The organism is Embleya sp. NPDC059237, from assembly GCF_042754105.1.
In the GTDB taxonomy this organism is placed as follows: Bacteria; Actinomycetota; Actinomycetes; order Streptomycetales; family Streptomycetaceae; genus Embleya.
In genome coordinates this window covers 96,802-119,968 of record NZ_JBHZAE010000021.1, presented here as the reverse complement: position 1 = coordinate 119,968, position 23,167 = coordinate 96,802, and the positions used below count along the sequence as shown (strand labels likewise).

Annotated in this window: 21 protein-coding genes and 1 pseudogene; 12 read left to right on the top strand and 10 right to left on the bottom strand. The window is 72.3% G+C overall.

Annotated features, from left to right (window positions below):
- Nucleotides 1-59 precede the first annotated feature (59 nt).
- Nucleotides 60-1,010, bottom strand: a complete 951-nt coding sequence (locus ACFXKZ_RS43540; RefSeq protein WP_380010746.1) for a universal stress protein — start codon at nucleotides 1,008-1,010, stop codon at nucleotides 60-62.
- Nucleotides 1,011-1,092: 82 nt separating this feature from the next.
- A complete protein-coding gene (locus ACFXKZ_RS43535) occupies nucleotides 1,093-2,001 on the bottom strand; it encodes a universal stress protein (RefSeq protein ID WP_380010743.1) in 909 nt (302 codons plus the stop codon).
- Between the two features lie 191 nt (nucleotides 2,002-2,192).
- Between ACFXKZ_RS43535 and ACFXKZ_RS43530 the strand changes: the two genes are divergently transcribed.
- Nucleotides 2,193-4,913: a GNAT family N-acetyltransferase gene (locus tag ACFXKZ_RS43530; RefSeq protein WP_380010740.1), complete on the top strand. Its 2,721-nt coding sequence runs from the start codon at nucleotides 2,193-2,195 to the stop codon at nucleotides 4,911-4,913.
- Between the two features lie 168 nt (nucleotides 4,914-5,081).
- Nucleotides 5,082-6,350 (top strand): APC family permease, encoded by a 1,269-nt coding sequence (locus tag ACFXKZ_RS43525; protein ID WP_380010737.1) that lies wholly within the window; start codon nucleotides 5,082-5,084, stop codon nucleotides 6,348-6,350.
- A 31-nt stretch (nucleotides 6,351-6,381) separates the two neighbouring features.
- On the opposite strand, the gene ACFXKZ_RS43520 is transcribed toward ACFXKZ_RS43525, so the two are convergent.
- From ACFXKZ_RS43520 to ACFXKZ_RS43500, 5 genes are all read right to left on the bottom strand, one after another.
- Nucleotides 6,382-6,864: a pyridoxamine 5'-phosphate oxidase family protein gene (locus ACFXKZ_RS43520; protein ID WP_380010734.1), complete on the bottom strand. Its 483-nt coding sequence runs from the start codon at nucleotides 6,862-6,864 to the stop codon at nucleotides 6,382-6,384.
- 95 nt (nucleotides 6,865-6,959) lie between these two features.
- Complete coding sequence (locus tag ACFXKZ_RS43515) at nucleotides 6,960-7,721, bottom strand: DUF6544 family protein (RefSeq protein WP_380010731.1); 762 nt, start codon at nucleotides 7,719-7,721, stop codon at nucleotides 6,960-6,962.
- Nucleotides 7,722-7,834: 113 nt separating this feature from the next.
- Nucleotides 7,835-8,476 carry a hypothetical protein gene (locus tag ACFXKZ_RS43510; protein ID WP_380010728.1) on the bottom strand — a complete coding sequence of 214 codons (642 nt, stop codon included), beginning with the start codon at nucleotides 8,474-8,476 and terminating at the stop codon, nucleotides 7,835-7,837.
- A gap of 334 nt (nucleotides 8,477-8,810) precedes the next feature.
- The gene (locus ACFXKZ_RS43505; RefSeq protein ID WP_380010725.1) at nucleotides 8,811-9,701 is read right to left on the bottom strand and encodes a universal stress protein; all 891 of its coding nucleotides are present in this window, start codon (nucleotides 9,699-9,701) and stop codon (nucleotides 8,811-8,813) included.
- A 137-nt stretch (nucleotides 9,702-9,838) separates the two neighbouring features.
- The gene (locus ACFXKZ_RS43500) at nucleotides 9,839-11,509 is read right to left on the bottom strand and encodes a GAF domain-containing protein (RefSeq protein WP_380010722.1); all 1,671 of its coding nucleotides are present in this window, start codon (nucleotides 11,507-11,509) and stop codon (nucleotides 9,839-9,841) included.
- A 387-nt stretch (nucleotides 11,510-11,896) separates the two neighbouring features.
- Here ACFXKZ_RS43500 and ACFXKZ_RS43495 point away from each other — a divergent pair, with 387 nt between their 5' ends.
- Together ACFXKZ_RS43495 and ACFXKZ_RS43490 are read left to right on the top strand one after the other, a co-directional pair.
- Nucleotides 11,897-12,337, top strand: a complete 441-nt coding sequence (locus ACFXKZ_RS43495) for a CBS domain-containing protein (protein ID WP_380010719.1) — start codon at nucleotides 11,897-11,899, stop codon at nucleotides 12,335-12,337.
- Nucleotides 12,338-12,405: 68 nt separating this feature from the next.
- Nucleotides 12,406-13,068 (top strand): response regulator, encoded by a 663-nt coding sequence (locus tag ACFXKZ_RS43490; RefSeq protein ID WP_380010716.1) that lies wholly within the window; start codon nucleotides 12,406-12,408, stop codon nucleotides 13,066-13,068.
- A 90-nt stretch (nucleotides 13,069-13,158) separates the two neighbouring features.
- On the opposite strand, the gene ACFXKZ_RS43485 is transcribed toward ACFXKZ_RS43490, so the two are convergent.
- Nucleotides 13,159-13,854, bottom strand: coding sequence for a CBS domain-containing protein (locus tag ACFXKZ_RS43485; protein WP_380010713.1), 696 nt, complete (start codon nucleotides 13,852-13,854; stop codon nucleotides 13,159-13,161).
- Nucleotides 13,851-14,294, bottom strand: coding sequence for a hypothetical protein (locus ACFXKZ_RS43480; RefSeq protein ID WP_380010710.1), 444 nt, complete (start codon nucleotides 14,292-14,294; stop codon nucleotides 13,851-13,853). Before ACFXKZ_RS43480 ends, ACFXKZ_RS43485 begins: the two co-directional genes overlap by 4 nt.
- Nucleotides 14,295-14,561: 267 nt before the next feature.
- On the opposite strand from ACFXKZ_RS43480, the gene ACFXKZ_RS43475 reads away from it, so the two are divergent.
- From ACFXKZ_RS43475 to ACFXKZ_RS43440, 8 genes and pseudogenes are all read left to right on the top strand, one after another.
- Complete coding sequence (locus ACFXKZ_RS43475) at nucleotides 14,562-15,215, top strand: hypothetical protein (RefSeq protein ID WP_380010707.1); 654 nt, start codon at nucleotides 14,562-14,564, stop codon at nucleotides 15,213-15,215.
- A gap of 134 nt (nucleotides 15,216-15,349) precedes the next feature.
- A pseudogene (locus tag ACFXKZ_RS43470) lies at nucleotides 15,350-15,556 on the top strand (helix-turn-helix domain-containing protein); the annotation flags it as partial.
- 181 nt (nucleotides 15,557-15,737) lie between these two features.
- Nucleotides 15,738-16,040: a pyridoxamine 5'-phosphate oxidase family protein gene (locus ACFXKZ_RS43465; protein ID WP_380010984.1), complete on the top strand. Its 303-nt coding sequence runs from the start codon at nucleotides 15,738-15,740 to the stop codon at nucleotides 16,038-16,040.
- 90 nt (nucleotides 16,041-16,130) lie between these two features.
- On the top strand, nucleotides 16,131-17,246 hold the full coding sequence (locus tag ACFXKZ_RS43460; protein ID WP_380010704.1) for an acetate/propionate family kinase: 1,116 nt from the start codon (nucleotides 16,131-16,133) through the stop codon (nucleotides 17,244-17,246).
- 147 nt (nucleotides 17,247-17,393) lie between these two features.
- Nucleotides 17,394-19,658, top strand: a complete 2,265-nt coding sequence (gene pflB, locus ACFXKZ_RS43455) for a formate C-acetyltransferase (protein WP_380010701.1) — start codon at nucleotides 17,394-17,396, stop codon at nucleotides 19,656-19,658.
- Nucleotides 19,659-19,663: 5 nt separating this feature from the next.
- Complete coding sequence (gene pflA, locus ACFXKZ_RS43450; protein ID WP_380010981.1) at nucleotides 19,664-20,443, top strand: pyruvate formate-lyase-activating protein; 780 nt, start codon at nucleotides 19,664-19,666, stop codon at nucleotides 20,441-20,443.
- Nucleotides 20,444-20,530: 87 nt separating this feature from the next.
- Nucleotides 20,531-21,040 carry a hypothetical protein gene (locus tag ACFXKZ_RS43445; protein ID WP_380010698.1) on the top strand — a complete coding sequence of 170 codons (510 nt, stop codon included), beginning with the start codon at nucleotides 20,531-20,533 and terminating at the stop codon, nucleotides 21,038-21,040.
- 126 nt (nucleotides 21,041-21,166) lie between these two features.
- Nucleotides 21,167-22,021 carry a universal stress protein gene (locus ACFXKZ_RS43440; RefSeq protein WP_380010695.1) on the top strand — a complete coding sequence of 285 codons (855 nt, stop codon included), beginning with the start codon at nucleotides 21,167-21,169 and terminating at the stop codon, nucleotides 22,019-22,021.
- A gap of 73 nt (nucleotides 22,022-22,094) precedes the next feature.
- Here ACFXKZ_RS43440 and ACFXKZ_RS43435 read toward each other — a convergent pair whose 3' ends face one another.
- Nucleotides 22,095-23,003, bottom strand: a complete 909-nt coding sequence (locus ACFXKZ_RS43435; protein WP_380010692.1) for a universal stress protein — start codon at nucleotides 23,001-23,003, stop codon at nucleotides 22,095-22,097.
- Between the last annotated feature and the right edge of the window lie 164 nt (nucleotides 23,004-23,167).

Genomic DNA, 23,167 nt, shown 5'->3' with positions numbered 1-23,167 from the left:
GCAGAACGGGTGGCCGTCGGGGTTGGTCAACACCGGAAGTGGCGCCGTGCGACGGATGATCAGCGAGGGTTGTCGGGGTGTTGGGGGTTGGTGGACTTGGGGGTGGGGTTGGGTTGGGTTGGGGTGAGGAGGATTGGGGAGTGGGCGTGGTGTAGGGCTGTGTGGGTGGCTCGGCCCAGGTTGGGGCCGAAGCGGCCGGTGTTGCGGTGGGCGGCGAGGACCAGGAGGTCGGCGTCGGCGCTTGCGGTGATCAGGGCGTGGGCGGTGGTGTCCAGGACGGCGTCCTCGGTGACGGGGACGTCCGGGTGCTTGTCGCGGAAGGGCTTGAGGGCGGTGGCCAGGGTGGTCTCCGCCATCGTGCGCCAGTCGTCGATGATCGACACGGCCGGGGCGAACGCCAGGCCGCCGGCCAGCGACGCCGGGTAGCGCCACGCGTGGATGGCGTGTACGGGCAGGTTCCGGGCCGCCGCCTGGGCGAAGGCGGCTTCCAGAGCGGGGCCGCAGTCGTCGGCGGAGACGCCGACCACGATCGGCTTCGCGGGACGGTCGACGGCGGTGTCGTGGTCGGGGTGGACGACCAGGATCGGGCAGCGGGCCGCCGCCGAGACGGGCAGGCTGACCGAGCCCATCAGGAGGCCGGCGAAGCCGCCCATGCCCCGGCTGCCGACGACGAGCAGGGCGGCGCGGTCGCTCGCAGCCTCCAACGCGTCGATGGCGTTGGCGAGTTCGACCGTGGCGAGCACCCGCAGGTCGCCGTGTCTGGCGCGTGCGCGGTCGGCGCCCCGGTCGACGATGGCGCGGGCGTTCTCGCGCAACTGCTGCCCGAAGCGGTCGTCGCCGCCGGCGACTTCGACCCATTCCAGGGCGTGCAGCACTTCGAGGGTGGTGTCTCGGCGGGCGGCCTCGTCGGCGGCCAGGTCCACGGCTCGTTCGGCGCCGGGGGAGCCGTCGAAACCGACGACGACGTGTCCCTGGAGCGGAGCCGGACGGGGGGTCGATTCTTCGGTCATGGTGGGGAATCCCTTTCAGGGGGTGGGAGACGGGAGGGGGCGTCGGGGCCGACCGTGCGTCGATGCCCGGTTCGGCGAGGGCTCAGTCGTGGTCGGCGGATGTCTCGTCCGCCGAGGTGGGGACGATCACCAGCGGGCAACGGGCGTGGTGGATCAGGCCCTGACCGACCGAGCCGAGCAGCAGGCCCGCGAAGCCGCCGCGTCCGCGCGTGCCGACGACCAGGCACAGGGCGTGCTCGGCGGCCTCGCGCAGGACTGCGACCGGGTGTCCGACGGCGACCTCGCGGTGTACCGGCACGCTCGGGTACTTCTCCGTCCACCCCGCGAGCGTCTCGGCGAGCCGCAGTCGGCCCTCCTGCATCTCCTCGCGCATTCGCATCCCGGCCAACAACCCGCCGGAGAACTGGCGGACGTTGACGGCCACGATCGTGGCGCCGCGCCGGGCGGCCTCGTCGAAGGCGTACGCCACGGCCGGTTCGGAGTGCGGCGCCCCGTCCACCGCGACCACGATCGTCGGCGGCTCGCCGCTCGTGTGCTCGGGCTCTCGGACCACGACCACCGGACAGGTCGCGTGCGCGGTGACCGGTACCGCGATTCCGCCGGTGGTCAACATCTCGGTGGCCGCGGACAGCCGGCGCGAGCCGAGCACGACCATCGCGGCGTCCCGGGAGTGTTCGCGCAGCACGGCTACGGGTGGTCCGTCGGCCAGGACCGACTCGGTGTTCAGTCGAGGGTGGCGGGTCGTGGCCGTTTCGCGGGCTTCGTCCAGGGCCCGGGTGCCGGTCGCGCGGAAACGTTCGCCCCAGGTCAGGCGGTGCGGGTTCGGCTCGGGCCGGCGCTCGACGCCGATCGGCCAGTCGAGCGCGTGCACCAGGCGCAGCGGCAGGCCGCGTCGGGCCGCCTCGTCGGCGGCCCACACGACGGCGAGGCGGCCGGCGTCGGTGTGTTCGACGCCGACGACGATCGGTGTTGCTCCCACGTGCGTGGTCACGGTCGACTCCTTCTCCCGGGCCGTTCGATTGCCCGTCGGCCTGTACCCGGAACACTGCCCGCCCTGCCCGGAGCCGGGCAGGGTCGTTGGACCCGGGTCCGGGGACCGGTCGGCCCTGCCCGGTGCGCGGGATCGGCGCGAGGCTGGCCGCGAGCGGCGCGAAACGCGCCCCGGCCGAAGGGAACGGGACCATGCACGAGGTCGGTACACCGCACGCGATCTGGGCGCTCGCCGCCGACGGCGAGACGGTGCTGCTGCGGCGACCCGGACCCGAGGACAGGGACCGGGTGCTGGCGATGCACCGCGCGATGTCGGCGGAGAGTCTGTACCTGCGGTTCTTCGGCGCGTCGGAGTCGGCGGCGCGCGAGACCGCCGAGCGGGTGACCACACCCGACCGGGACGGTTGCGGTGCGCTGATCGCGCTCACGCCCGATGGGGACGAGGTGGTCGGGGTCGTCGAGTACAACGGCGCCGACGGCCCCGGCCCCGGCCCCGGCTCCCGCTCCGGCGAGGCGGAACTCGCGCTGGCCGTGGCCGACGCGTGGCACGGCCGGGGGATCGGCACGCTGCTGATCGAGCACGTGGTGACGATGGCCCGCGCGGACGGCGTACGCACGCTGGTGGCGGACCTGTTGCCGTGGAACCGGCCGATGTTGCGGGTCCTGGAGGACATGGGCATGCCGGTCCGCAACCGGCTCGTGTCCGGCGTGCTGAGCTGCGAGATCCCGTTGGACGGCGACATCCCGACGATCGAGCGCTACCTGACCGCGGTGGCGCGGCGCGAGGCGTTGGCCGATGTGGCCAGTCTGGTACCGCTGTTCGCGCCCCGCTCGGTGGCGATCGCCGGCGCGGGGCGACGGGTGGACTCGGTCGGCCGGGCGCTGCTGCGCAACGTGATGGCGGCCGGCTACCCCGGATCGTTGGCCGTACTGCATCCCACGGCGACGCAGGTGGACGGGGTACCGGCGTTCCCGACGCCCGATCTGCTCCCCGAGGTGCCCGACCTGGTCGTGGTGGCCGTCCCGGCCGACCGGGTCCCCGAACTGGTCGAGGACTGCGGACGGGTCGGCGTGCGGGCCGTGGTCGTGGTGACCTCGGGCGGTACGCCGGAGCAGGCCGCGCGCGTGCACGCCTCCATCCGGCGGCACGGGATGCGCATGGTCGGCCCGAACTGCCTGGGCATCGCGCAGACCGACCCGGCGACGGCCCTGAACGCGACCTTCGGCTGGACCATCCCCACGCGCGGCGGCGCCGGGGTGGCGGTGCAGTCCGGCGGTGTGGGGATCGCCTTGATCGAGCAGTTGAACCGCCTGGGGATCGGCGTGTCCACGTTCGCGTCACTCGGTGACAAGTACGACGTCAGCGGCAACGACATGCTCCAGTGGTGGCAGGCCGACTCGCGCACCACGATGGCGATCCTGCACCTGGAATCCTTCGGCAACCCGCGCAAGTTCTCCCGGATCGCGCGCACCGTCGGCCGCGTCAAGCCGGTGCTCACCGTGGACGCGGGACGCTCCGCCGCCGGCCGCCGCGCCGCCGGGTCGCACACCGCCGCCGCGGTCACCCCGACCGTGGCGCGCGGCGCGCTGTTCCGCCAGGCCGGCGTGACCGCCGTACAGACCCTCGGCGACCTGGTCGCCGTCGCGGCGCTGCTGCACGCGCAACCTCTGCCCGACGGCGCTGCGGTCGCGGTGATCGGCAACGCGGGCGGCGCTGGGGTGCTGGCGGCCGACGCCTGCGTGGACGCGGGGCTGGCCGTACCGCGCTTCGGCCCCGACCTCGAAGCCGACCTGCGCGCCCTCCTGCCCGCCGGCGCCGCGTGCGCCAACCCGGTCGACACCACCGCCACCGTCGACGGCGAGACGCTGCGCCGCTGCGTGGACCGGGTCCTGGCGGCCGGCCACGTGGACGCGGTCGTCCTGGCCCTCGCGCCGACCGCCCTCGGCGACCCGCTGGGCGACCTCCTGGAGGGCCCCGCGGTCCGTACGCGGCCCGTCGTGGTCATTGCTCCGGAACGCGGCGCGGCCGTCGAGCTGTTGCCCGCCCTGGGCGGGACGGTGCCGGTGTACAACGACGCGCGCACCGCCGCCGTCGCGCTCGCCCACGCCTACGAGCGCTCGATGTGGCTGACCCGCCCGCGCGGCACGGTGCCGCCGCTGGCCGACGTCGACCGCGGCGCGGCCCGCGCGCTCGTCGCCGATCATCTGCTGCGCGAGCCCGACGGGGGATGGCTGCCGCCTCGCGCGTGCGCCCGCCTGCTGGGCGCCTACGGCATCGAGGTCAGCCCGTGGCGGCAGGCGTTCGACGCCGACGAGGCGGTGGCGCTCGCCCGCGAACTCGCCTCGCTCGGCGCCGACGGCGCGGTCGTGCTCAAGGCGTACGGCCCGCACATCGTGCACAAGAGCGACGTCGGCGGGGTCCGGCTGCGCCTGGTCGGCGACGACGCGGTGCGCGCGGCTTTCACCGACCTCGCCGATCGCGTCGGCGCCCTGATGGAGAGCGTGGTGGTGCAGCCCATGGCCGCGTCCGGCGTCGAACTGATCGCCGGGGTGACCCAGGACGAAGTGCTCGGCCCGCTGGTGCTGTTCGGCCTCGGCGGCGTGGCCACCGACGTGCTGGCCGACCACGGCGCCCGGCTCACCCCGCTGACCGACCTGGACGCGCATACGCTGCTCGCGGGCTCGCGCGGGGCGCCGCTGCTCTACGGCCACCGGGGGGCGGCGCCCGTCGACACGGCCGGGATCGAGGACGTCCTGCACCGACTGTCCAGGCTCGCGGACGACGTGCCGCAACTCGTGGAGGCGGACCTGAACCCGCTGGTCGCCCGCCCCGACGGCGTCACCGTCCTCGACGCCCGCATCCGCCTCGCGCCGCGCCCCGGACACGACCCGTACCTGCGACGCCTGCGCTGAATCGGAGCATTGCCCGGGAACAGTGAAGGCACCGCCGGCGCCCGCCCGTCCGGCCCCGGCGGTTCCCCTCGTCGTCATCCGTGCGACATCCCCTTCCGATATCGTGCACCGCTGTCGAAGTGCCCGTCCCATCGGCTCCCTGCGGCCGTCGTCGTCGAGGAGTGAACGATGAGTACGTCTGCGGTGCCGGTCGGCGGGGGTGAGCTGAAACGGCATCTGGGCGTGTCCGACGCCGTAGTGATCGGGTTGGGCTCGATGATCGGGGCCGGGATCTTCGCGTCCCTGGCCCCGGCCGCGTCGGCGGCCGGCTCCGGACTGTTGCTCGGCCTGGCGCTGGCGGCGGTGGTGGCGTACTGCAACGCGACGTCCTCGGCGCGGCTGGCGGCCCGCTACCCGCAGTCGGGCGGCACGTACGTGTACGGGCGCGAGCGGCTCGGCGACTTCTGGGGATACCTGGCCGGGTGGGGCTTCGTGGTCGGCAAGACCGCCTCGTGCGCGGCGATGGCGCTGACGGTCGGCTCGTACGTGTGGCCCGACCAGGCGCACGCGGTCGCCGTCGCCGCGGTGGTGGTGCTGACGGCGGTGAACTACGCGGGCGTGCAGAAGTCCGCGCTGCTGACCCGGGCGGTGGTCGCGGTCGTCCTGGTGGTGCTCACCATGGTGGTCGTGGTGTGCCTGACGTCGGGTTCGGTGGCCGCGGCGCGGCTGGACGTCGGGGCGGACGCCTCCGCGGGCGGGGTGTTGCAGGCCGCCGGGCTGTTGTTCTTCGCGTTCGCCGGGTACGCGCGCATCGCCACGCTGGGCGAAGAGGTCAAAGATCCGAAGCGGACCATCCCCCGCGCGATCCCGCTGGCCCTCGGCATCACCCTCGTGGTGTACGCGGCGGTCGCCGTCGCCGTCCTGCTGGTACTGGGCCCGGACCGGCTCTCCGACGCCGCCGCGCCGCTGGTCGAGGCGGTTCGCGCGGCGGGTGTCCCGGGCCTGGCGCCCGTGGTCCGGGTCGGTGCGGCCGTCGCCGCACTCGGTTCGCTCCTTGCGCTGATCCTGGGCGTCTCCCGGACCACCCTGGCCATGGCCCGCGACCGGCATCTGCCGCACGCCCTGGCCGCCGTGCATCCGCGCTTCCACGTCCCGCACCGGGCCGAACCGGCCGTCGGCTGCGTGGTCGCGATCCTGGCCGCCACGACGGACGTGCGCGGCGCGATCGGCTTCTCGTCCTTCGGCGTGTTGGCCTACTACGCGATCGCCAACGCCGCCGCCTGGACCCTCGCCCCCGACGAGGGTCGCCCGGCCCGGATCGTGCCGATCGTCGGCACGTCGGGCTGCCTGGTCCTGGCCTTCGCCCTGCCGCTTGCCTCGGTACTCGCCGGGGCCGCCGTGATCGCGGTCGGCGCCGCGGCCTACGGCGTCCGCAGAGCGATCGGCCGCAACACCTGACGGATCGCGGTGTCGGATGGACGGGTCGAACTCACGCGCCCGAAGCAGCCGGCGGCGGGTCGGTCGCCGTCGCCTGTCCCGACGGGGAACCGGAGCCCGTGGTGTGCCGCACCAGCAGGCCGGTGACGAACTCGGAAGTGATCGAGAACCACGCCTGGTTCTCCCCGGGTTCGGCATCGGACAGCGGGTGTTCGGGACGCGCGACGGGCGCGACGGCCGCGGGGCCCCGGACGCGGGAGGCGTGGCCGGTGATGGTGCCCGTCCAGCCGGCAAGCGTCGTCGGGTCGATGTAATCGGCCTGGAACGCGACCACCGCGTCCACCAAGGCCCTCGCAAGCGTGGAGTCGGCGGGGGCGCGGAAGACCACCGACTCCCCGTCGAAGGCGAACGTCACCAAGTGCACGGCCGGAAGTGCGCCCTCGCTGACGACGACACGTCCCACGCGTGCGCCGGCCATCAACGCCAGCGTCTCCCGGCGGTCGAGGGGACGATTCGTCACGAGGTCTTCGCTCATCCCCCCACTCTCGAACCACATCGGGTCCTCGACCAGGGCCGAACGGCCCTGTGCGAGAGAACGGGTCGCGCTCACCGTGCGTGACGGGGTGTACGTCACGGCTCGGCGCGGCGGAAGTCCGCCGCGTCTATGTCGTAGTGGATGAACGCGTCGGCGTCGTCCCAACCGGCGCTGATTCCGGTCGGCAGGAGGAATCCGTCGTGCGCGATCTCGCCGTCGAAGGTGGCGGTGAAGCGGTGTTCACGATGGCGATCGCCGTCGGGGTTGCCCCAGCGGGGCAGCGAGACCGATGCCAGGGCGCCGGAGGGCGTCACGGTCACCGTCACCTCCCGGGGATGGCCGGCGACGACGAAATGGGCGACAGCCCGCGTGTCGTCCAACCCCTGCCAACGCACGTCGCGGTGCAGCGCAAAGGTGGGCACGAACACGAATTCGCCGGCCAGGCGACCGGCCGCGCTGCGGGTCACGTCGGCACCGGACGCGCCGATGAGGGGCACCACGCCGAACAGCCGCCACCGCATCGCGCCGCCCGCCGCGTCCAGGCGGTCGAAGCCGCGGATCCGGATCCCCGCCGGCCCGCGCACCCTCGCGTCCCAGCGGAACGCGGTGGGCGGGGTCAGGGTCTGCCGGGACTCGAAGGGGCACCACCGGCGCCGTACCCGGATCCGGCCGTGCGCGCGCAGCTCCACCGAGGTCGGGGTCGGCGCGCCGGGCGGCACCGCATGGGCGAGCCATCGCCGGATCGGCTCGGGCAGCGGACTCGTCGGTACGTCCCGCACGGGGTGGTCGCCGGCGGGTGGCTCGGCGGCGGGTGGTTCGGAGGCGGGTTTCTCGGCCGGGGAGTGTGGGGTGCGCATGGTGTCCGGCTCCTGTCGGTACGCAGGGCTTCGGGATCGGGACCGCACGTGGTTCGGCCGGGCCCGTCGCGTGGACGGTACCCGGCCGAGGTCCGTGGTGATGGTGGTGGTGATCAGAGCAGCCAGCGGTGGTCGCGGACGATCGGCAGGCGGGCCCACAGGGCGCCGAGGCCGAGTCGGCTGCCGACGGCGACGGCGGCGAGGGTGATCAGTGAGATCGCGTAGATGACGTGGTAGTCGGTGAAGGGGTTGGTGGAGGCGGTGGCCTTGCCGCTGTCGAGGTGCTTGGCCGGGGGCCACTCGGCGATCCACATCAGCGCCATCATGGCGGTTCCGGACAGGGCCGCCAGGCGCAGGCCGATGCCCAGGATCAGGGCGAGGCCGACACCGAGCAGGCCGAGCATGAACAGCCAGTCGGCCCAGGTCTCCCCGGCCCAGCCGCGCAGGGTGCCGGCCATCGGGCCGACGTGCACGTGGGACAGGAATCCCTTGGTGGGGGAGCCGCCGTCGACCCAGCCCTTGCCGTTCGCGGTGGCGTAGCCGAGGCCGAACGTCTTGTCGAGGAACGCCCACAGGAACACGAAGCCCAGCAGGACGCGCAGGCCCGCCACGGCGACGTCGACGGTGCGGGTGGCGGCGATCGCCGGGGCACCGGCCACGACGTCGGGCCCGGTCGCGTCCCTCCGGGGCGCCGAGGTGGGGCGGTGGGGCAGGTGCAGGCGCGAGGACAGTCGGTGGTCGTGTGCGGTTGCCATGTCGGTTCCCTCCCTGTGGCGCCGGGCCCGGTGCCCGGCGCTCGGCCGCCGTCGTACGCTGCCGGGCCGTTGGCATCAATCTCCCGTGATCCCGGCAGCCGCCCCAGGGCCGAGAGGCCCGAAACGGTGGGTCCAACAGCCGGTTGCCGCCGGGACGTTGCCGATGGATCGGACGGGCCGACACGGCAAAAGGCGGTCGTCCCCGACGGATCCGGGACGACCGCCTCGGGTCGCAGTCCTCTTCGTGCGCCTTCCTCGTGCCCGGAACGAACCGCGCTCGCGTGACGAACCGTCCGACCACATCCGGGACTTCGGTCGGGCCCGGCCCGTTGCCTCAGCCGACCGGCACGATCAGGACGGGGGCGTGTGCGTGGTGCAGGACCGTGTGACCGACCCGTCCCAGACGCGTGCCGAAACGGGCGGTGCGACGGTGCGCGGCGAGGACCACCAGGTCCGCCTCGCGCGATGCCTCCACCAGCGCCTGACTCGCGCCCTCGCGTATGACACGCACCTGCGATTCGATCTCGGGGTGCTTGGCCCGCGAGGCGGCGAGTGCGGCATCCACGGCGCTCCGCCGCACGGCGCTTTCCGCGGCCAGGGATTCGATGGCCGCCGCGGGCAGCCCGAGGGGGGTGGGGACGATCGGCGGGATCGCGTTCAGCGCACACACCCGCAGGTGGCGCAACTCGGCCTCCTCATAAGCGGCTTCCACCGCGAGGCCGCAGTCCGAGCCCGCGACACCCACCACCACCAAGCCCTCACCGGAACCGTCCGGCCGGGACGGGGCCTCGTGCCGGTCGCGCACCACCAGCAGCGGGCACGGGGTGTACGCGGCCACCGAAAGGCTGACCGAGCCCAGGAGCAGACCGGCCATCCGGCCGTGCCCGCGGCTTCCGAGCACCACGAGGGAGGCGTGTTCGGCGGAGGCGAGCAGGACCTCGTGCGCGGGGCCTCGGCGGACCCGGGCGATCGTCCAGATCTGCGGGTGCAGGGCCCGTACGTGGGCGACGGCCGCCTTCGTCGCCTCCTCGGCCTCCCGGCGCATCTGCCGTACGTAGGCGTCGAGTTGCCCGTCGCCGGGCAGGGTCCAGGCGCTGACGATCTCCAACGGCAGATGCCGGTTCGCCGCTTCCAGGGCGGCCTGTGTGACGGCGGAGAGCGCGGCGGGCGATCCGTCCACGCCGACGACCACGTGTCCGGTGGGAGGGGGCGGAATGGCAGACATGGACTCGTCCCTTCTCGAAGGGGCAACCGCGCGGGCGGCGTTGCCTTTTTCGAGTCCATGTCAACGCATACCGCGCCCGCCACACAGGGGCCGATGGGCCCGGCGACGGGGGCCGAGTGACCCGAAGGCGAACGCGGTCAACCCAGTGGTACGCGCCATTCGAGTAGTGCGCCGTGGTCGGGTGCCGGGCCGAATGTGCAGGTTCCGCCGAGGGTTTCGGCGCGTTCGCGCATGTTGGCGAGGCCGCTGTCGCGGGTTGGGGGTGTGGGTGGGCCGTCGCCGTTGTCGCGGACGTGTAGCCATACTTCGGTTCCGTCGGTTTCCACGTGTACTTCGGCGTGGGTTGCGTGTGCGTGGCGGGCGGTGTTGGCGAGTGCTTCGCGTAGGACCGCGATCAGGTGGACGGCGATGGTTTCGGGGACGGTGGTGTCGAGGAGGCCGTCGACGCGCAGGGTGGGGGCGTAGCCGAGGGTTTCGGTGGCGGCGTCGACTTCGCGCAGGCAGCGTGAGCGCAGTGCGGTGTCGGTGTCGCGGTTGCGGGTCTTGAGGGAGAAGATCGTGGATCGGATGACTTTGATGGTGTCGTCGAGGGCGTCCACGGCGGTTTCGACGCGTTCGAGGGCTTCGGGGTGGTCGATGAAGCGGGTGGCGCTTTGGAGGGTCATGCCGGTGGCGAAGAGTCGTTGGATGGCGAGGTCGTGGAGGTCGCGGGCGATGCGGTCGCGGTCCTGGAGCACGGTGAGCAGTTCGGCGTCGCGGCGTCGTTCGGCGATTTCCAGGGCGAGTGCGGCGTGGTCGGCGAAGCCGGTGACCATGCGCAGCACCGCGTCCGACAACTGCGGGCGATCCACTCGATTGGCGACCTGCAGCACGCCGCGGATGCTTTCGCGAGTGCCGAGCGGCAGCAGGAACGCCGAACCCAGCTCGGGCGCCACCGTCTTGGCCACCACCGCGCTGGGATTGCGACTGAGATCGTTGCTGACGATCGTCTCGCCGGAGGCGAACACCTTGCCCATCAGGGTGCTTTCGCCGGACAGGACCAGACCGCGAACGCCGTCCGCGAGTGGGCCCGAGGCGGCCTCCACCACCAGGTCGTCGCTGCCGGCCACCGGCACCGCCAGGGTCACCAGATCGGCGTCGGCCATCTCGCGGATGGTCGTGGTGAAGGAGCGGAGCACGTCGGCGGGGGGTCGGCCGGAGAGCAGGCTGCGGGTGAGGTCGGAGCTGGCGGTGAGCCATCGTTCGCGGCGGCGGACGTCGTCGTACAGGCGGGCGTTGTCGATGGCCACGCCCGCGGCGGCGGCCAGGGTGCGCAGGACGGCCTCGTCGTCCTCGTCGAAGTCGGCGCCGCCGTGTTTCTCGGTGAGGTAGAGGTTGCCGAAGACGGTGTCGCGGATGCGGATGGGCACGCCGACGAAGGTGTTCATGGGTGGGTGGCCGGGCGGGAAGCCGAACGAGTCGGGGTGTTGGGTGAGGTCGTGCAGGCGCAGGGGGTGGGGGTCGCGGATGATCAGGCCGAGGATGCCGCGTCCGGTGGGGAAGGGGCCGATGCGCAGGATGGTGGCGGGGTCCATGCCCACGGGTAGGAATCGGGCCAGGCGTTCCTCGTCGCCGATGACGCCGAGGGCGCCGTATTCGGCGTCGACCAGCGACACCGCCGATTCGACGATGCGGCGCAGCACGGTCTCCAGGTCCAGATCGCTGCCCACCGACAGCACCGCCTCCAGCAGCCCGTTCACCCGATCCCGGGCCGAACGCACCACCTCCACGTGCGCCTGGAGCTCGTCCAACAACTCGTCCAGACGCATCCGCGGCAATGCCGGTCGCTGATCCGACGCCACAAACCCTCCAGAGGATCGAAGACCGTCGAAACGGCTGTCGCGTCCATCGTGTCAAACCACGTCGCACGCGTCTCCTGTTCGCAGCATGGAAGATTCGCGATTTCGGTCGACGACATCCCGAACAAGGCCGGTCGGCCCTGGGGAAGACCTCGTGACAGGGCCGGGAGACCCTGTGCGCACCGGCGGGGGCGGCGCAGGGTGGGGGTGTACCTCTCATCGAGGAGAAACCCATGCCCACGGCGAAGCGGACCCCGGACCACGTCCGGCCCGACCTCACGGTCCCGTCGGTGCCGCGCCGGACGGGGAAGACCGCCACCCGATCCCCGTGGCCACACACGCGACAGGAGTAACGCCATGACCGAGACGACGCAGTCCATCCCGGACACGAGCCCGCGCATTCCGACCGTGCGCGAGGTGATGCACGGACCGGTGGTCACGGTGGCTGCCGAGGACACGTTGTGGGCGGTGATGGACAACATGATCACCACTCGGCTGCACCACGTCGGCGTCGTCGACGGCGATCGGGCCCTGGGCCTGATCAGTGACCGCGACCTTGCCGCCGTCTGGACCCTGGACCCGCTGGGCCTCAAGCAGCACACCGCCGGACGCGTCGTCGCAGACACCGAGACGACCTTCGTCTCCCCCGACACCGACGTGGTGACGGCGGGTGAGCAGTTGCTCAGGCACCGCCGCGACGCGCTGCTCGTCCTCGACGCCGGCGGCGCGGCGCTCGGGGTTCTCACCGACCGTGACCTGCTGACCGTTCTCCTGGGGCTGCACCGCCCGATACGGTGACGGTGTGACAGGCACGGGCGTCCACGACGTCCGACAATGGAGTTACGTGCGATCTCGGGAGGAGGGCCGTGTCGACATCGCCCATCCGTGTGTTCCTGCTGGACGACCACGAGGTGGTTCGCAGGGGGCTGGCCGACCTGCTCGGTGGTGAACCCGACATCGAGATCGTCGGCGAGTCGGGCTCGGCCGCCGAAGCGGCCCGGCGCATCCCGGCGTTGCGGCCGGACGTCGCCATTCTCGACGGGCGCCTGCCGGACGGCAGCGGCATCGACGTGTGCCGCGAGGTGCGTTCGCGCTTCCCCGAGATCAACGCGTTGATCCTGACCTCGTACGACGACGAGGACGCGCTGTTCGCGGCGATCATGGCCGGCGCGGCGGGCTACGTGCTCAAGCAGATCCGCGGCCGGGACCTGATCGCCGCCGTGCGTGCGGTCGCCGCGGGACAGTCGCTGCTCGACCCGGCGGTGACCACGCGCGTCCTGGAACGTGTACGTCAGGGACCGGCCGCGGAGCCGGGGCCGACCGGGCTCAGCGAACGGGAACAACAGGTCCTGGAGCACATTGCCCAGGGGCAGACCAACCGCGAGATCGCCGAAAGCCTCGGCCTGGCGGAGAAGACGGTCAAGAACTACGTCTCGGCGGTCCTGAACAAACTCGGTCTCGAACGGCGCGTCCAGGCCGCCGTGTACATGACCGAGTTGCACCAGGGCAACGAGCGCCACCGGACCTGAGACCGGTGGGTCCCGACGCGTACCCACCGGTGTTGCCCGAGCCCGCTGTCGGCGGGTGGGCGTCGGTGTCTGTGCGTCGGGGCCCTTCGTCTACCACCCTTCCACACATCCGCCCTTCGGCGGGTGGAAGGGGCGTTCGGGACCGCGGGCTCGGGTGAGTCCGTGGGTGACCTCCTCGACGCCGTCCACGGCGGCGCACAGCCGTGTCACGACGTCGACGAGGGTGGGGTGGTCGACCTCGCCCGTGAGATGTACGACGCCGTCGCGGACCTCGACCTCGATCGTTCCGGGAGCCAGACACAGGGCCTCGCCGAGGACCTCGCGCTCGATCTCCGCGCGGATCTCCGCGTCTGAGCGCACGAGGGCGCCCAGCAGGTCGCCTCGGCTGACGATGCCCACCAGCCGCCCGGACCGGTCCACCACCGGAAGGCGCTTGACGCGGTGGCGGTCCATCAGCCGAGCCGCCCAACGGGTACTCGAGGTCGTTGCCACGGTGATCACCGGAGCGGTCATCAGACCTCGCGCGGTGAGTGCCTCATCGGGTGGCGATACCTCGCGTTCCCGTGCCCAGCCCTGCCGTGTCCGCGACATCTCGGCGCCGGCAACGCGCACGTGCAGCAGGTCCGCCTCCGAGACGATGCCGAGCAGCCGATGGGCATCGTCCACCACCGGAAGTGCACTCACCTGCCACGTCTCCAGCACCCTCGCGATGTCACGGAAGCGGGCGCCGGAGCCGACGGTGACGACGTCACGCGTCATCACGTCCCCGATCGTGCCGTGTGTCATGTCGTACCTCCCGACGTGGGCGCTCGCGGAACGAACTCGGCGGCGATGGTGTCCGCCCACGCCTCGATCTCGTCCCGGTTCCGGAAATCGCCGTACCGTCCCCCCACCAGACGGAGGAACAGCCGACCGCGGAACGAAAGATCGTCGCGGGCGATGGCGTCGGCGAAGCGGTGATGATCGTGCACCTTCGCGACGGCGGAGATCCTCGCGACGCTCTCGGGAGTGGGGGCGCGGCGCTCGAAGCCGCCTCCGAGCACGCGGGCCGAGCCGACGTCGAACAGCCAGATCGGACGGTCGGCGAGTTCGAGGCAGTGCTCGTCGACGTCGTCCATCGGGCCGACCCGCGCGTGCGGTCCGCGCCCGCGCAGGCGCTCTCCGATGGGGTGGGCGATTGCCTGCGTACTGCCGCGCGCGCTCGCGTACGCGATGAGGACGTTCACCGTGTCACCTCCCGGGGGACATCCTCAGCATGCGACCGCCGTCGACGGTGTGACAGGGCCGCGTTGCCCGGCGTCCGGGGCCGTTCGGCCCGGGTGTCTCCCGCGTCCTGATTCGCCACCCGGAGTGCGCCACCCGGAGTGGGCCGGCGCGCGGCAGCTCGAATGAAGGGGCGCACTGGCTCGAACGCGTCATCTGCGGAGCGACGTTCGGCCCTTCCGCGGCATCGCGTCGGCGGGCAGATTGGGACGCGACCCAGGGGAGGGATCATGCGTCGACGGGGGTTGAAAATCGTGCTGACCGAGTCGCACACAGGCGGCTGCGAGCCGGTCGCGGGCGAGCTGACCGCGGCCGGGCACAGGGTGCTGCGCTGCCACGGGGGATCGGCGGTCGATACCGAGGCACCGTGTGTGGCCTGGACAGTGGGGGGCGGATGCCCACTGCTCGCACCGGACGTCGACGTCGTCGTGGACGTGCGCACCGAGGCCGGGCCGCAGACGGCACGCGAGCAGGGCGCGATGTGCGCGCTCGTGGCCGGTGTCCCGCTGGTGGTCTGTGGACCCGTCGACACCCTGGGCGGGACCTGGACACTGTCGCACGCGGACGTGGTGTGCGGGCCGGCGGATGTCGAGGCCGCGTGCCACCGCGCGTTCTCCCCGGTCGGTCCCACCGCGCACCGGGTGGTGGCACGTGCGGTGTCCCGCGCGCTCGCCGGGGTGACCGCGCCGGCCGACGTGCACGTCGGCCTGACAGCGCGCGAGAGCGTCGTCGTCGCCGACATCACGGTCGCCGCCTCCCCGACGGCAACCGCCTTCCGCCGTGTACGAGGTGCCGTCCGGACGGCCCTCGCCCCCTTCACCCCGGCCTGGCCGTATGTCCCTGTGACGCTGTATCACCGCACACCCGAAATCCAGGGCGAGTGATCCGGCCGAACGCCTCGCAAGTGCCCTCGAACCCGGCCGATTTCCGTTCGAGCGGGTCCAACGGCCCTGCCGGAATCCTCCCTGTGGCGCAACCGTCGGAGGAGATAGCGCACCTATCCACGGAGGCGGCACACATGGACGATGAAACGGCGGGTACACACCGCCCCGACCACCTTGTCCTGGCGGTCGGCGTACGGCTGCGGCGACGTGGCCTCGGGCTCACCGTGCGGCAACTCGCGCGCCGTACGGACCTGTCGGTGGACTGGCTCGAACACTTGGAGGAGGGGTCCGCGCCGGTGTCGTTCGCGGCGCTCACGGGTTTGGCGGCGGCACTGGGTACCAGCGCCGAACACCTGTTGCGCGGCATCGCGGAGGCGCCGCCCGCGCCGGAACCGGCACCCGCGTCCCCTGCCGCGCCCGAGACGCGGGAGTTGGTCGTGATGACCGAGGAGGAGTGCCGGGCCCGACTGTTCCTGCACGACGTCGGGCGCGTTGCCCCGGCGATGACCCGGGAGCCGTTCGCTGCCGGTCGACTACCTGATGGACGGCACGGATGTGATCTACCGCAGCGCGGTGGGCTCGCGGCCCGCCGATCTGGTCGGGCGGGTGGCCTTCGAGGTGGACGAGCTGATTCGGATCGCCCGGTTGGGGTGGAGTGTGCTCGTGATCGGCGACGCCGAGCCCGTGACCGATCCGGCCGAGACGGCCCGGTTGGCGACGGCGGAGGCCCGCACCTGGTCCGAAGGCGTCCCGGAGGTGTGGACCCGGGTCCGTCCGAGGGATGTCACCGGTCGCAGGTTGCGTCCCCGGATGGGTGACGCCTGAACCCGTGCGAGTCTCGGTTGCCGAGAGTGCGCCGCGGATGCGATCCCCGGGTCCGCGCATCGAATGCAGATCAATCGCGAAGGAGTACACATGACGAGCCCCGATCGAGTCCTTGTCGTCAACGCCGGGTCGTCGACCGTGAAGCTGTCGGTACTCGACGCGCGCGACACCGTCGTGTGCGCGTCGACCATCGAGTGCCCCGATGTGATTCCGGACGGGGCGGTGTCCGGATTTCTGCGCGATGCCGGGACCGTCGACGCCGTCGGACACCGGGTGGTGCACGGCGCAGCGGAGTTCACCGGTGCGACCCGGCTCGATCCGTCGGTGTTCGCGCGGATCGCCGGCCTCGCGCCGTTGGCGCCGCTGCACCAGGGGCGGGCGCTCGCGGGGATCGACGCGGTTCGTCGCGCGCTGCCGGGCGTGCCGGCGGTCGCCTGCTTCGACACCGCGTTCCACCGCACGCTGCCGGCTGAGGCGAGTACGTACGCCCTGCCCGAGGGCTGGCGCACGAAGTGGGGGCTGCGCCGGTACGGCTTCCACGGCCTGTCCCACGCGTATGCCGCCCGGCGGGCCTGCGAACTGGCGGGCGTGGACCCGGCGTCGGCACGGGTGGTGAGTTGCCACCTGGGCGCGGGGGCCTCGCTGGCCGCCGTACGCGGCGGCGAGTCGGTCGACACGACCATGGGATTCACCCCGGCCGAGGGGTTGGTCATGGCGACCCGGGCGGGCGACGTCGACCCGGGCCTGATCCTGTGGCTCCAGCGCCAAGGCGTCGCCGTGGAAGACCTCGAACAGGCGCTGGAACACGGCGGAGGCATGGCGGCGCTGGCCGGACACGGCGGGGACATGCGGGCCATCCGCGCCGCGGCCGAGGCCGGCGATCGGCGCGCCGCGATCGCCCGCCGGATCTACGCCTATCGACTCCGGACGAAGATCGCCGCCATGGCCGCCGCGATGGGCGGCCTGGACGTGCTCGCCTTCACCGGCGGAGTCGGCGAACACGACGACGCCATCCGGGCCGACGCCGTTCGCGAACTCGCCTTCCTGGGCGTGCGCCTCGACCCGCGCGCCAACGCCGAGGCGCGCGGCGACGCCGACGTGGGCGCCGCCGGCGGCCCGGTCCGCACGCTCGTCGTCACCGCCCGCGAGGACATCGAGATCGCTCACCAGACACGTTCACTCGTCGCCACCGGAAAGGGCACGTGACGTCCCTCGGCGAACCGGCTCGACACCCCCCGGGGCCGGGCCGTTCGGCAGCGTCGATCGGGCCGTCCGCCCCTGCCCGGCGCGGTGGGGGGCGGCCAGTGTGTGAGGTGCCGAGATCGAGTCGATCGAGTCCATCGAGAGGCCACCATGACGACCACCACCACATCCCCCTCGGATGTCGACCTCGCGCCCTGGCGCGACTTCCGCTCCGGGGCTTGGCAACACGGCGTCGACGTCCGCGACTTCATCCACACCAACCACATGCCCTACACCGGCGACGCGGACTTCCTGTGCGAGGCCACCGTGCGCACGCGCGCGGTGTGGGAGCGGGTGTCCGCGCTGTTCCCCGAGGAGCGCCGCAAGGGTGTGTTGGACGTGGACACCGCGACGCCGTCCACGATCACCTCGCACGCCCCCGGCTGGATCGACCGCGACCGGGAGCTGATCGTCGGCCTGCAGACCGACGCCCCGCTCAAGCGGGCGATCATGCCGGGCGGCGGGCTGCGCATGGTCGAGAGCGGCCTGCGCGCCTACGGCTACGAGATGGACCCGTTCGTGCGCGCGGTGTTCGGCACCTACCGCAAGACCCACAACGACGCCGTCTTCGACGCGTACACCCCCGAGATCCTGCGCGCGCGCCGAGCGGGTCTGATCACCGGGCTCCCGGACGCCTACGGCCGGGGGCGGATCATCGGCGACTACCGGCGCGTGGCCCTGTACGGCGTGGACCGGCTGATCGAGGCCAAGCGGGCCGACCGCAGCGCCCTTGATTCGCTGTCCGCCACCGCCGAGGTGATCCGGGATCGGGAGGAACTGGCCGAACAGATGTGCGCCCTGGTCGAGTTGAAGGAGATGGCCGCGACCTACGGCTGCGACGTCGCCCGCCCTGCGGCCACCGCGCACGAGGCCGTGCAGTGGCTGTACCTGGCCTACCTGGCCGCGACCAAGGAGCAGAACGGCGCCGCGATGTCGCTCGGCCGCACCTCCACGTTCCTGGACGTCTACCTGGAGCGGGACCTGCGCGAGGGCCGCATCGACGAGAGCCGCGCCCAGGAGCTGATCGACGACTTCGTGATCAAGCTGCGGATCATCCGCTTCCTGCGCACCCCCGAGTACGACACGCTGTTCTCCGGCGACCCCACCTGGGTCACCGAATCCCTCGGCGGCATCGGCACCGACGGGCGTCCGCTGGTCTCGCGCACCTCCTTCCGCTACCTGCGGACCCTGTACAACCTGGGGCCCGCGCCCGAGCCGAACCTGACCGTGCTGTGGTCGCCCGGGTTGCCGCTCGCCTTCAGGCGCTATTGCGCGCAGGTTTCCATCGACACCAGCTCGATCCAGTACGAGTCCGACGACCTGATGCGCCCGCGCACCGGGGACGACACCGCGATCGCGTGCTGCGTGTCGGCGATGGCCGTGGGCAAGGACATGCAGTTCTTCGGCGCCCGGGTCAACCTCGCCAAGGCCCTGCTGTACGCGATCAACGGCGGCCGGGACGAGATCAGCGGCGAGCAGGTCGGCCCGAAGTCCCTTCCGCTGACCGGTGATCGGCTCGATCCGGCGGAGCTCGACGCGGCGTTCGACCACGTCCTGGACTGGCTGGCGGGCGTCTATGTCGACGCGCTCAACATCATCCACCACATGCACGACAAGTACGCCTACGAGCGCCTGGAGATGGCGCTGCACGACCATCCCGTACACCGCACCATGGCCTGCGGCATCGCCGGACTCTCGGTGGTCGCGGACAGCCTCTCGGCGGTTCGGCACGCGGGAGTCGAGGTGATCCGCGACGCGGACACCGGCCTGGCCGTCGACTACCGCGTCCTGGGGGAGTATCCCGCGTTCGGCAACAACGACGACCGCGCCGACACGATCGCGGTCGGCCTGGTGCGCTCGTTCCTGACCAAACTGCGGCGCCACCCCACCTATCGGGACGCCGAGCACACGCTGTCGGTGCTGACCATCACCTCCAACGTGGTCTACGGCAAACACACCGGCAACACCCCCGACGGGCGCCGCGCCGGTACACCGTTCGCGCCCGGGGCCAACCCGATGAACGGCCGCGACCGGCACGGCATGGCCGCCTCCGCGCTGTCGGTCGCCAAGATCCCCTACGAGTCGGCCCGCGACGGCATCTCGCTGACCTCGACCGTGACCCCCGAGGGACTCGGCCACGATCCGAGCGAGCGCGCCGACAACCTGGTCGGCCTGCTCGACGGCTACTTCGCCTCCGGCGGCTTCCACATGAACGTCAACGTGCTCGACCGGGCCACGCTCACCGACGCCATGGAACACCCCGAGCGGTACCCGGACCTGACCATCCGCGTCTCCGGATACGCGGTCCGCTTCGTCCGCCTGACCCGCGAGCAGCAGCTCGACGTGATCGGCCGGACCTTCCACGAGGCCCGGTGAGCACGGTGCGAGCGATCCCGGGCCCGACCGTGCACGGCACCCACCCCCGCAACAACGGCGACATCGGGCTGGTGCACTCGTGGGACATGTCCACGGGCGTGGACGGGCCCGGGACCCGCTTCGTGCTGTTCGTGAACGGCTGCCCGCTGCGCTGCCTGTACTGCGCCAACCCGGACACCTGGCACCTGCGCGACGGCCGGCGCACGGACGTCGACGCGGTGATGGACGAGATCAAGGCATGCCGGGACTTCCTGCGTGCGAGCGGCGGGGGCGTCACGATCACCGGCGGCGAACCCCTGCTCCAGGCCCCGTTCGTCGAGGCGGTGTTGTGCCGCTGTCGCGAACTGGGCCTGCACACCGCGCTGGACACCTCCGGATACCTCGGGGCCCGCGCCGGCGATCGCCTGTTGTCCGCGACCGACCTCGTCCTGCTCGACGTCAAGTCCTTCGATCCCGACGCCTACCGTCGACTCACCGGCCGCGAACTCGCGCCCACGCTCGTGTTCGCCCGGCGCCTGGCCGACCTGGGCATCCCGGTGTGGCTGCGCTTCGTGCTGGTCCCGGGGCTGACCGAGGATCCCGCGATGATCGACGAACTCGCGGCGTTCGCGGCAGGGTTGGGCAACGTCGAACGCGTCGACGTGCTGCCCTTCCACAAACTCGGCGCCGCCAAGTACGACGACCTGGGCATCACCTTCCCGTTGCGAGATACGCCACTGCCGCGGGCCGGACTGGTCGAGCGCGTCCGCGCGCAGTTCCGCGCACACGGACTCCGTGCCCACTGACCGGAAACGGCGACCCGGGATCGGGAGCACAACGGCGCGTGCGAGCGTGACCGGTACACCGCACGCACGCCGAGGGTCGGGGGAGCCGTGGCCGCGTCCGAGGTCACCATCGCGTGGATCACCGCCGGCGGCACACTCATCGGCGCCCTGGCAGGCGCCGCGGCGATGCGATTCGGGGCGATGGCCACGGTGCGCGCCGCGGTGGTCCACGAGGTGCACCAGGCGGAAACCGACCTGAGCACGTTCCTGACCCCGTTCCTCGACCTGCGCCGCCGACTCGCGCCGGTCGCGGCCTCGATGACCGTCGGACCGTCCTGGCGGCGTCTGGCACCGATGGTCCCCACCACCGTGCCACCGTGGTGCCTGCTCGCCGACAACGCGCAGAGCCTGCTCGTGATGCCCGGCGAGGTCGCCCGCTGCGCCGCCGCCGCGGTGGACGACGAAGTGCTCGCTCACCAAGCCCGGTCCGAGCCCACGCTCAACGCCTACGGACAGGCTGCGGTACGGGAGTTGGCCGATGCACTCGACCGGCTGATCCGGGCCTTTCCACCGGCCTTCAAGCGGCACGTGCGAGCCGGGATGGGCACGATCCGTTGACGCAGGCGTCGGCACCGGACGGGTCGATCGGCCCCCGCGCAGGGCCGGTCGGCCCTGTCGGGCGTCCGGGAGCGAGCGCGACGGTGAGCACGAGGCGTCACCCACCCGCGTGAATGGAGACGTGACATGGACCGGACACCGCTCGTCGTCGCGGCGACCGACGGTTCGCCCGAGGCGACCGCCGCCGTGATCGAGGCCGCCGACGAAACCGCCCGCCGGGGCGCGGAGTTGGAGATCGTGTTCGCCTGGGAGGGATCGGCGCACGAGCGGTACGCCGGCTACCGCGAGGCGCTGAGCGACCACGTCGAACGGATCCGCCGGGAGGCCACGGACGTTGCCCGGTCGCGACAGCACGAGATCGGGATACGTTCCTCGGTCGTGCGCGACAGCCCCGTGGCGGGGCTGCTGGAGGTCGCCAAGCGGGCCGATCTGCTGGTCGTGGGAAGCCGTGGACACGGTGCGTTCGCCGGGATCCTGCTCGGGTCGGTGAGCCTGGCCCTGGCCGGTCGGGCGCCCTGCCCCCTCCTTGTGGTCCGCACCCGGGTGGCGGCCGAGCGGCCCGTGGTGGTGGGCGTTGCCGACGAGGACAGCCGACCCGCGCTGGAGCGCGCCTTCGCCGAGGCCCGAGCACGTGAGGTGGGCCTGATCGTGGTGCACGCCTGGGATTTCCCCGATGTCCCGCGAGCGCTGCGAGAGCCACAGGGGGCCGAGACGCCCTACCACCGCGCCCAGGAGTTCGCGCGCCGGGTGCTCGCGACCGTGGTGTCGCCGCTGCGGGAGACCCACCCGCGGGTGGCGGTCGAGGAACGCGTCGTCCAGGGAGGTGCCGGCGCCGCACTCGTCGCGGCGTCGCGGGACGCGGGCCTGGTCGTCGTCGGGCGGCATCCCTCGCCGCACCACTTCGGACCCCGCCTTGGACACACGGCGATCGCCTTGCTGCACCACGCGCACGCGCCGCTCTTGGTCGTGCCATCGGACTGACACACCGAACACGTCGAGGCCGCCGGGCGGTTGAACGCCCGGCGGCCTCGGCCGACCTGTGCTGGGGGACGCGTCAATCGATGGGGATCAGCAGAACCGGAGCCTTGCTGTGATGCAGCAGGGCATGGGCGACGTGGCCGAGGTTGGGGCCGAAGCGGCCGTGACGGCGATGGGCGGCCAGCACGATCAGATCGGCCTCGTCCGTGGCGGACAAAAGCGCGTGAGTGGGAATGTCACACACGACCTGCTCGGTGACGGACACCTCGGGATACTTGTCCACGAACGGAGCGAGAGCCGCGCCGAGCGTGGCCTCGGCGGCCCTGCGTCCCTCGTCGCCGGACCACAGCGGGGCCGCATAGGGCGCGGCCGGGGACACCGGCGGTGTCCAGGCGTGCAGCGCACGCAACGGCACACCTCGTGCCTGGGCCGCCACGAACGCGGCCTCGACGGCGGGGTGGCAGTCGAAGTCGGAGACGCCCACCACGACGGTGCCCGGTTCGTCCGCCGGGGCGTTGCCGTGTCGTGCGTGGACGATGAGAACGGGGCAGCGAGACGAGGCCGCGACGGACAACGAGACCGAGCCCAGCAGCAGGCCCGCGAAGCCGCCCCGACCACGACTGCCGAGCACGACGAGCGCCGCGCGCTCGCAGGCCTCCTCCAGAGTGGGGATGGTCGGGGCGAGGGCGACCGTGGTGACGACCTCCAGTTCGGGTCGGCGTCGTCGGGCACGCTCGGCGGCGTCACCCACCAGAATCCGCGCCTCCTGCCGTAACCGCGCCGCACGGTCCTCGTCGCCATCGGCCGGGACCCGGTCGACGACATGCATGACCTCCAGAGGCACGTGACGCAGCGCCGCCTCGTCGGCGGCCCGATGCGTCGCGAGATCCGAAATGGGCGAACCGTCCACGCCCACGACGACGTGACCGCGCACGGCCCCGTCGTCGTGGGCGGCCGTTGCGCCGGTGGAAGAGTTGTCGTTCACGTCGAACTCCTGGAATCGAGTGTGGATGGAATACGGGTCGCCCCGCCGACCGCGGGATACGACAGCGTGTACCGAAGCCGGCGGCCACCGGCAGGGCCGTTCGGCCCTTCGATCAAACGCGGCCCGCGTCGACGCCCTCCGGGCACGCCACAGGCCCCGGCCAC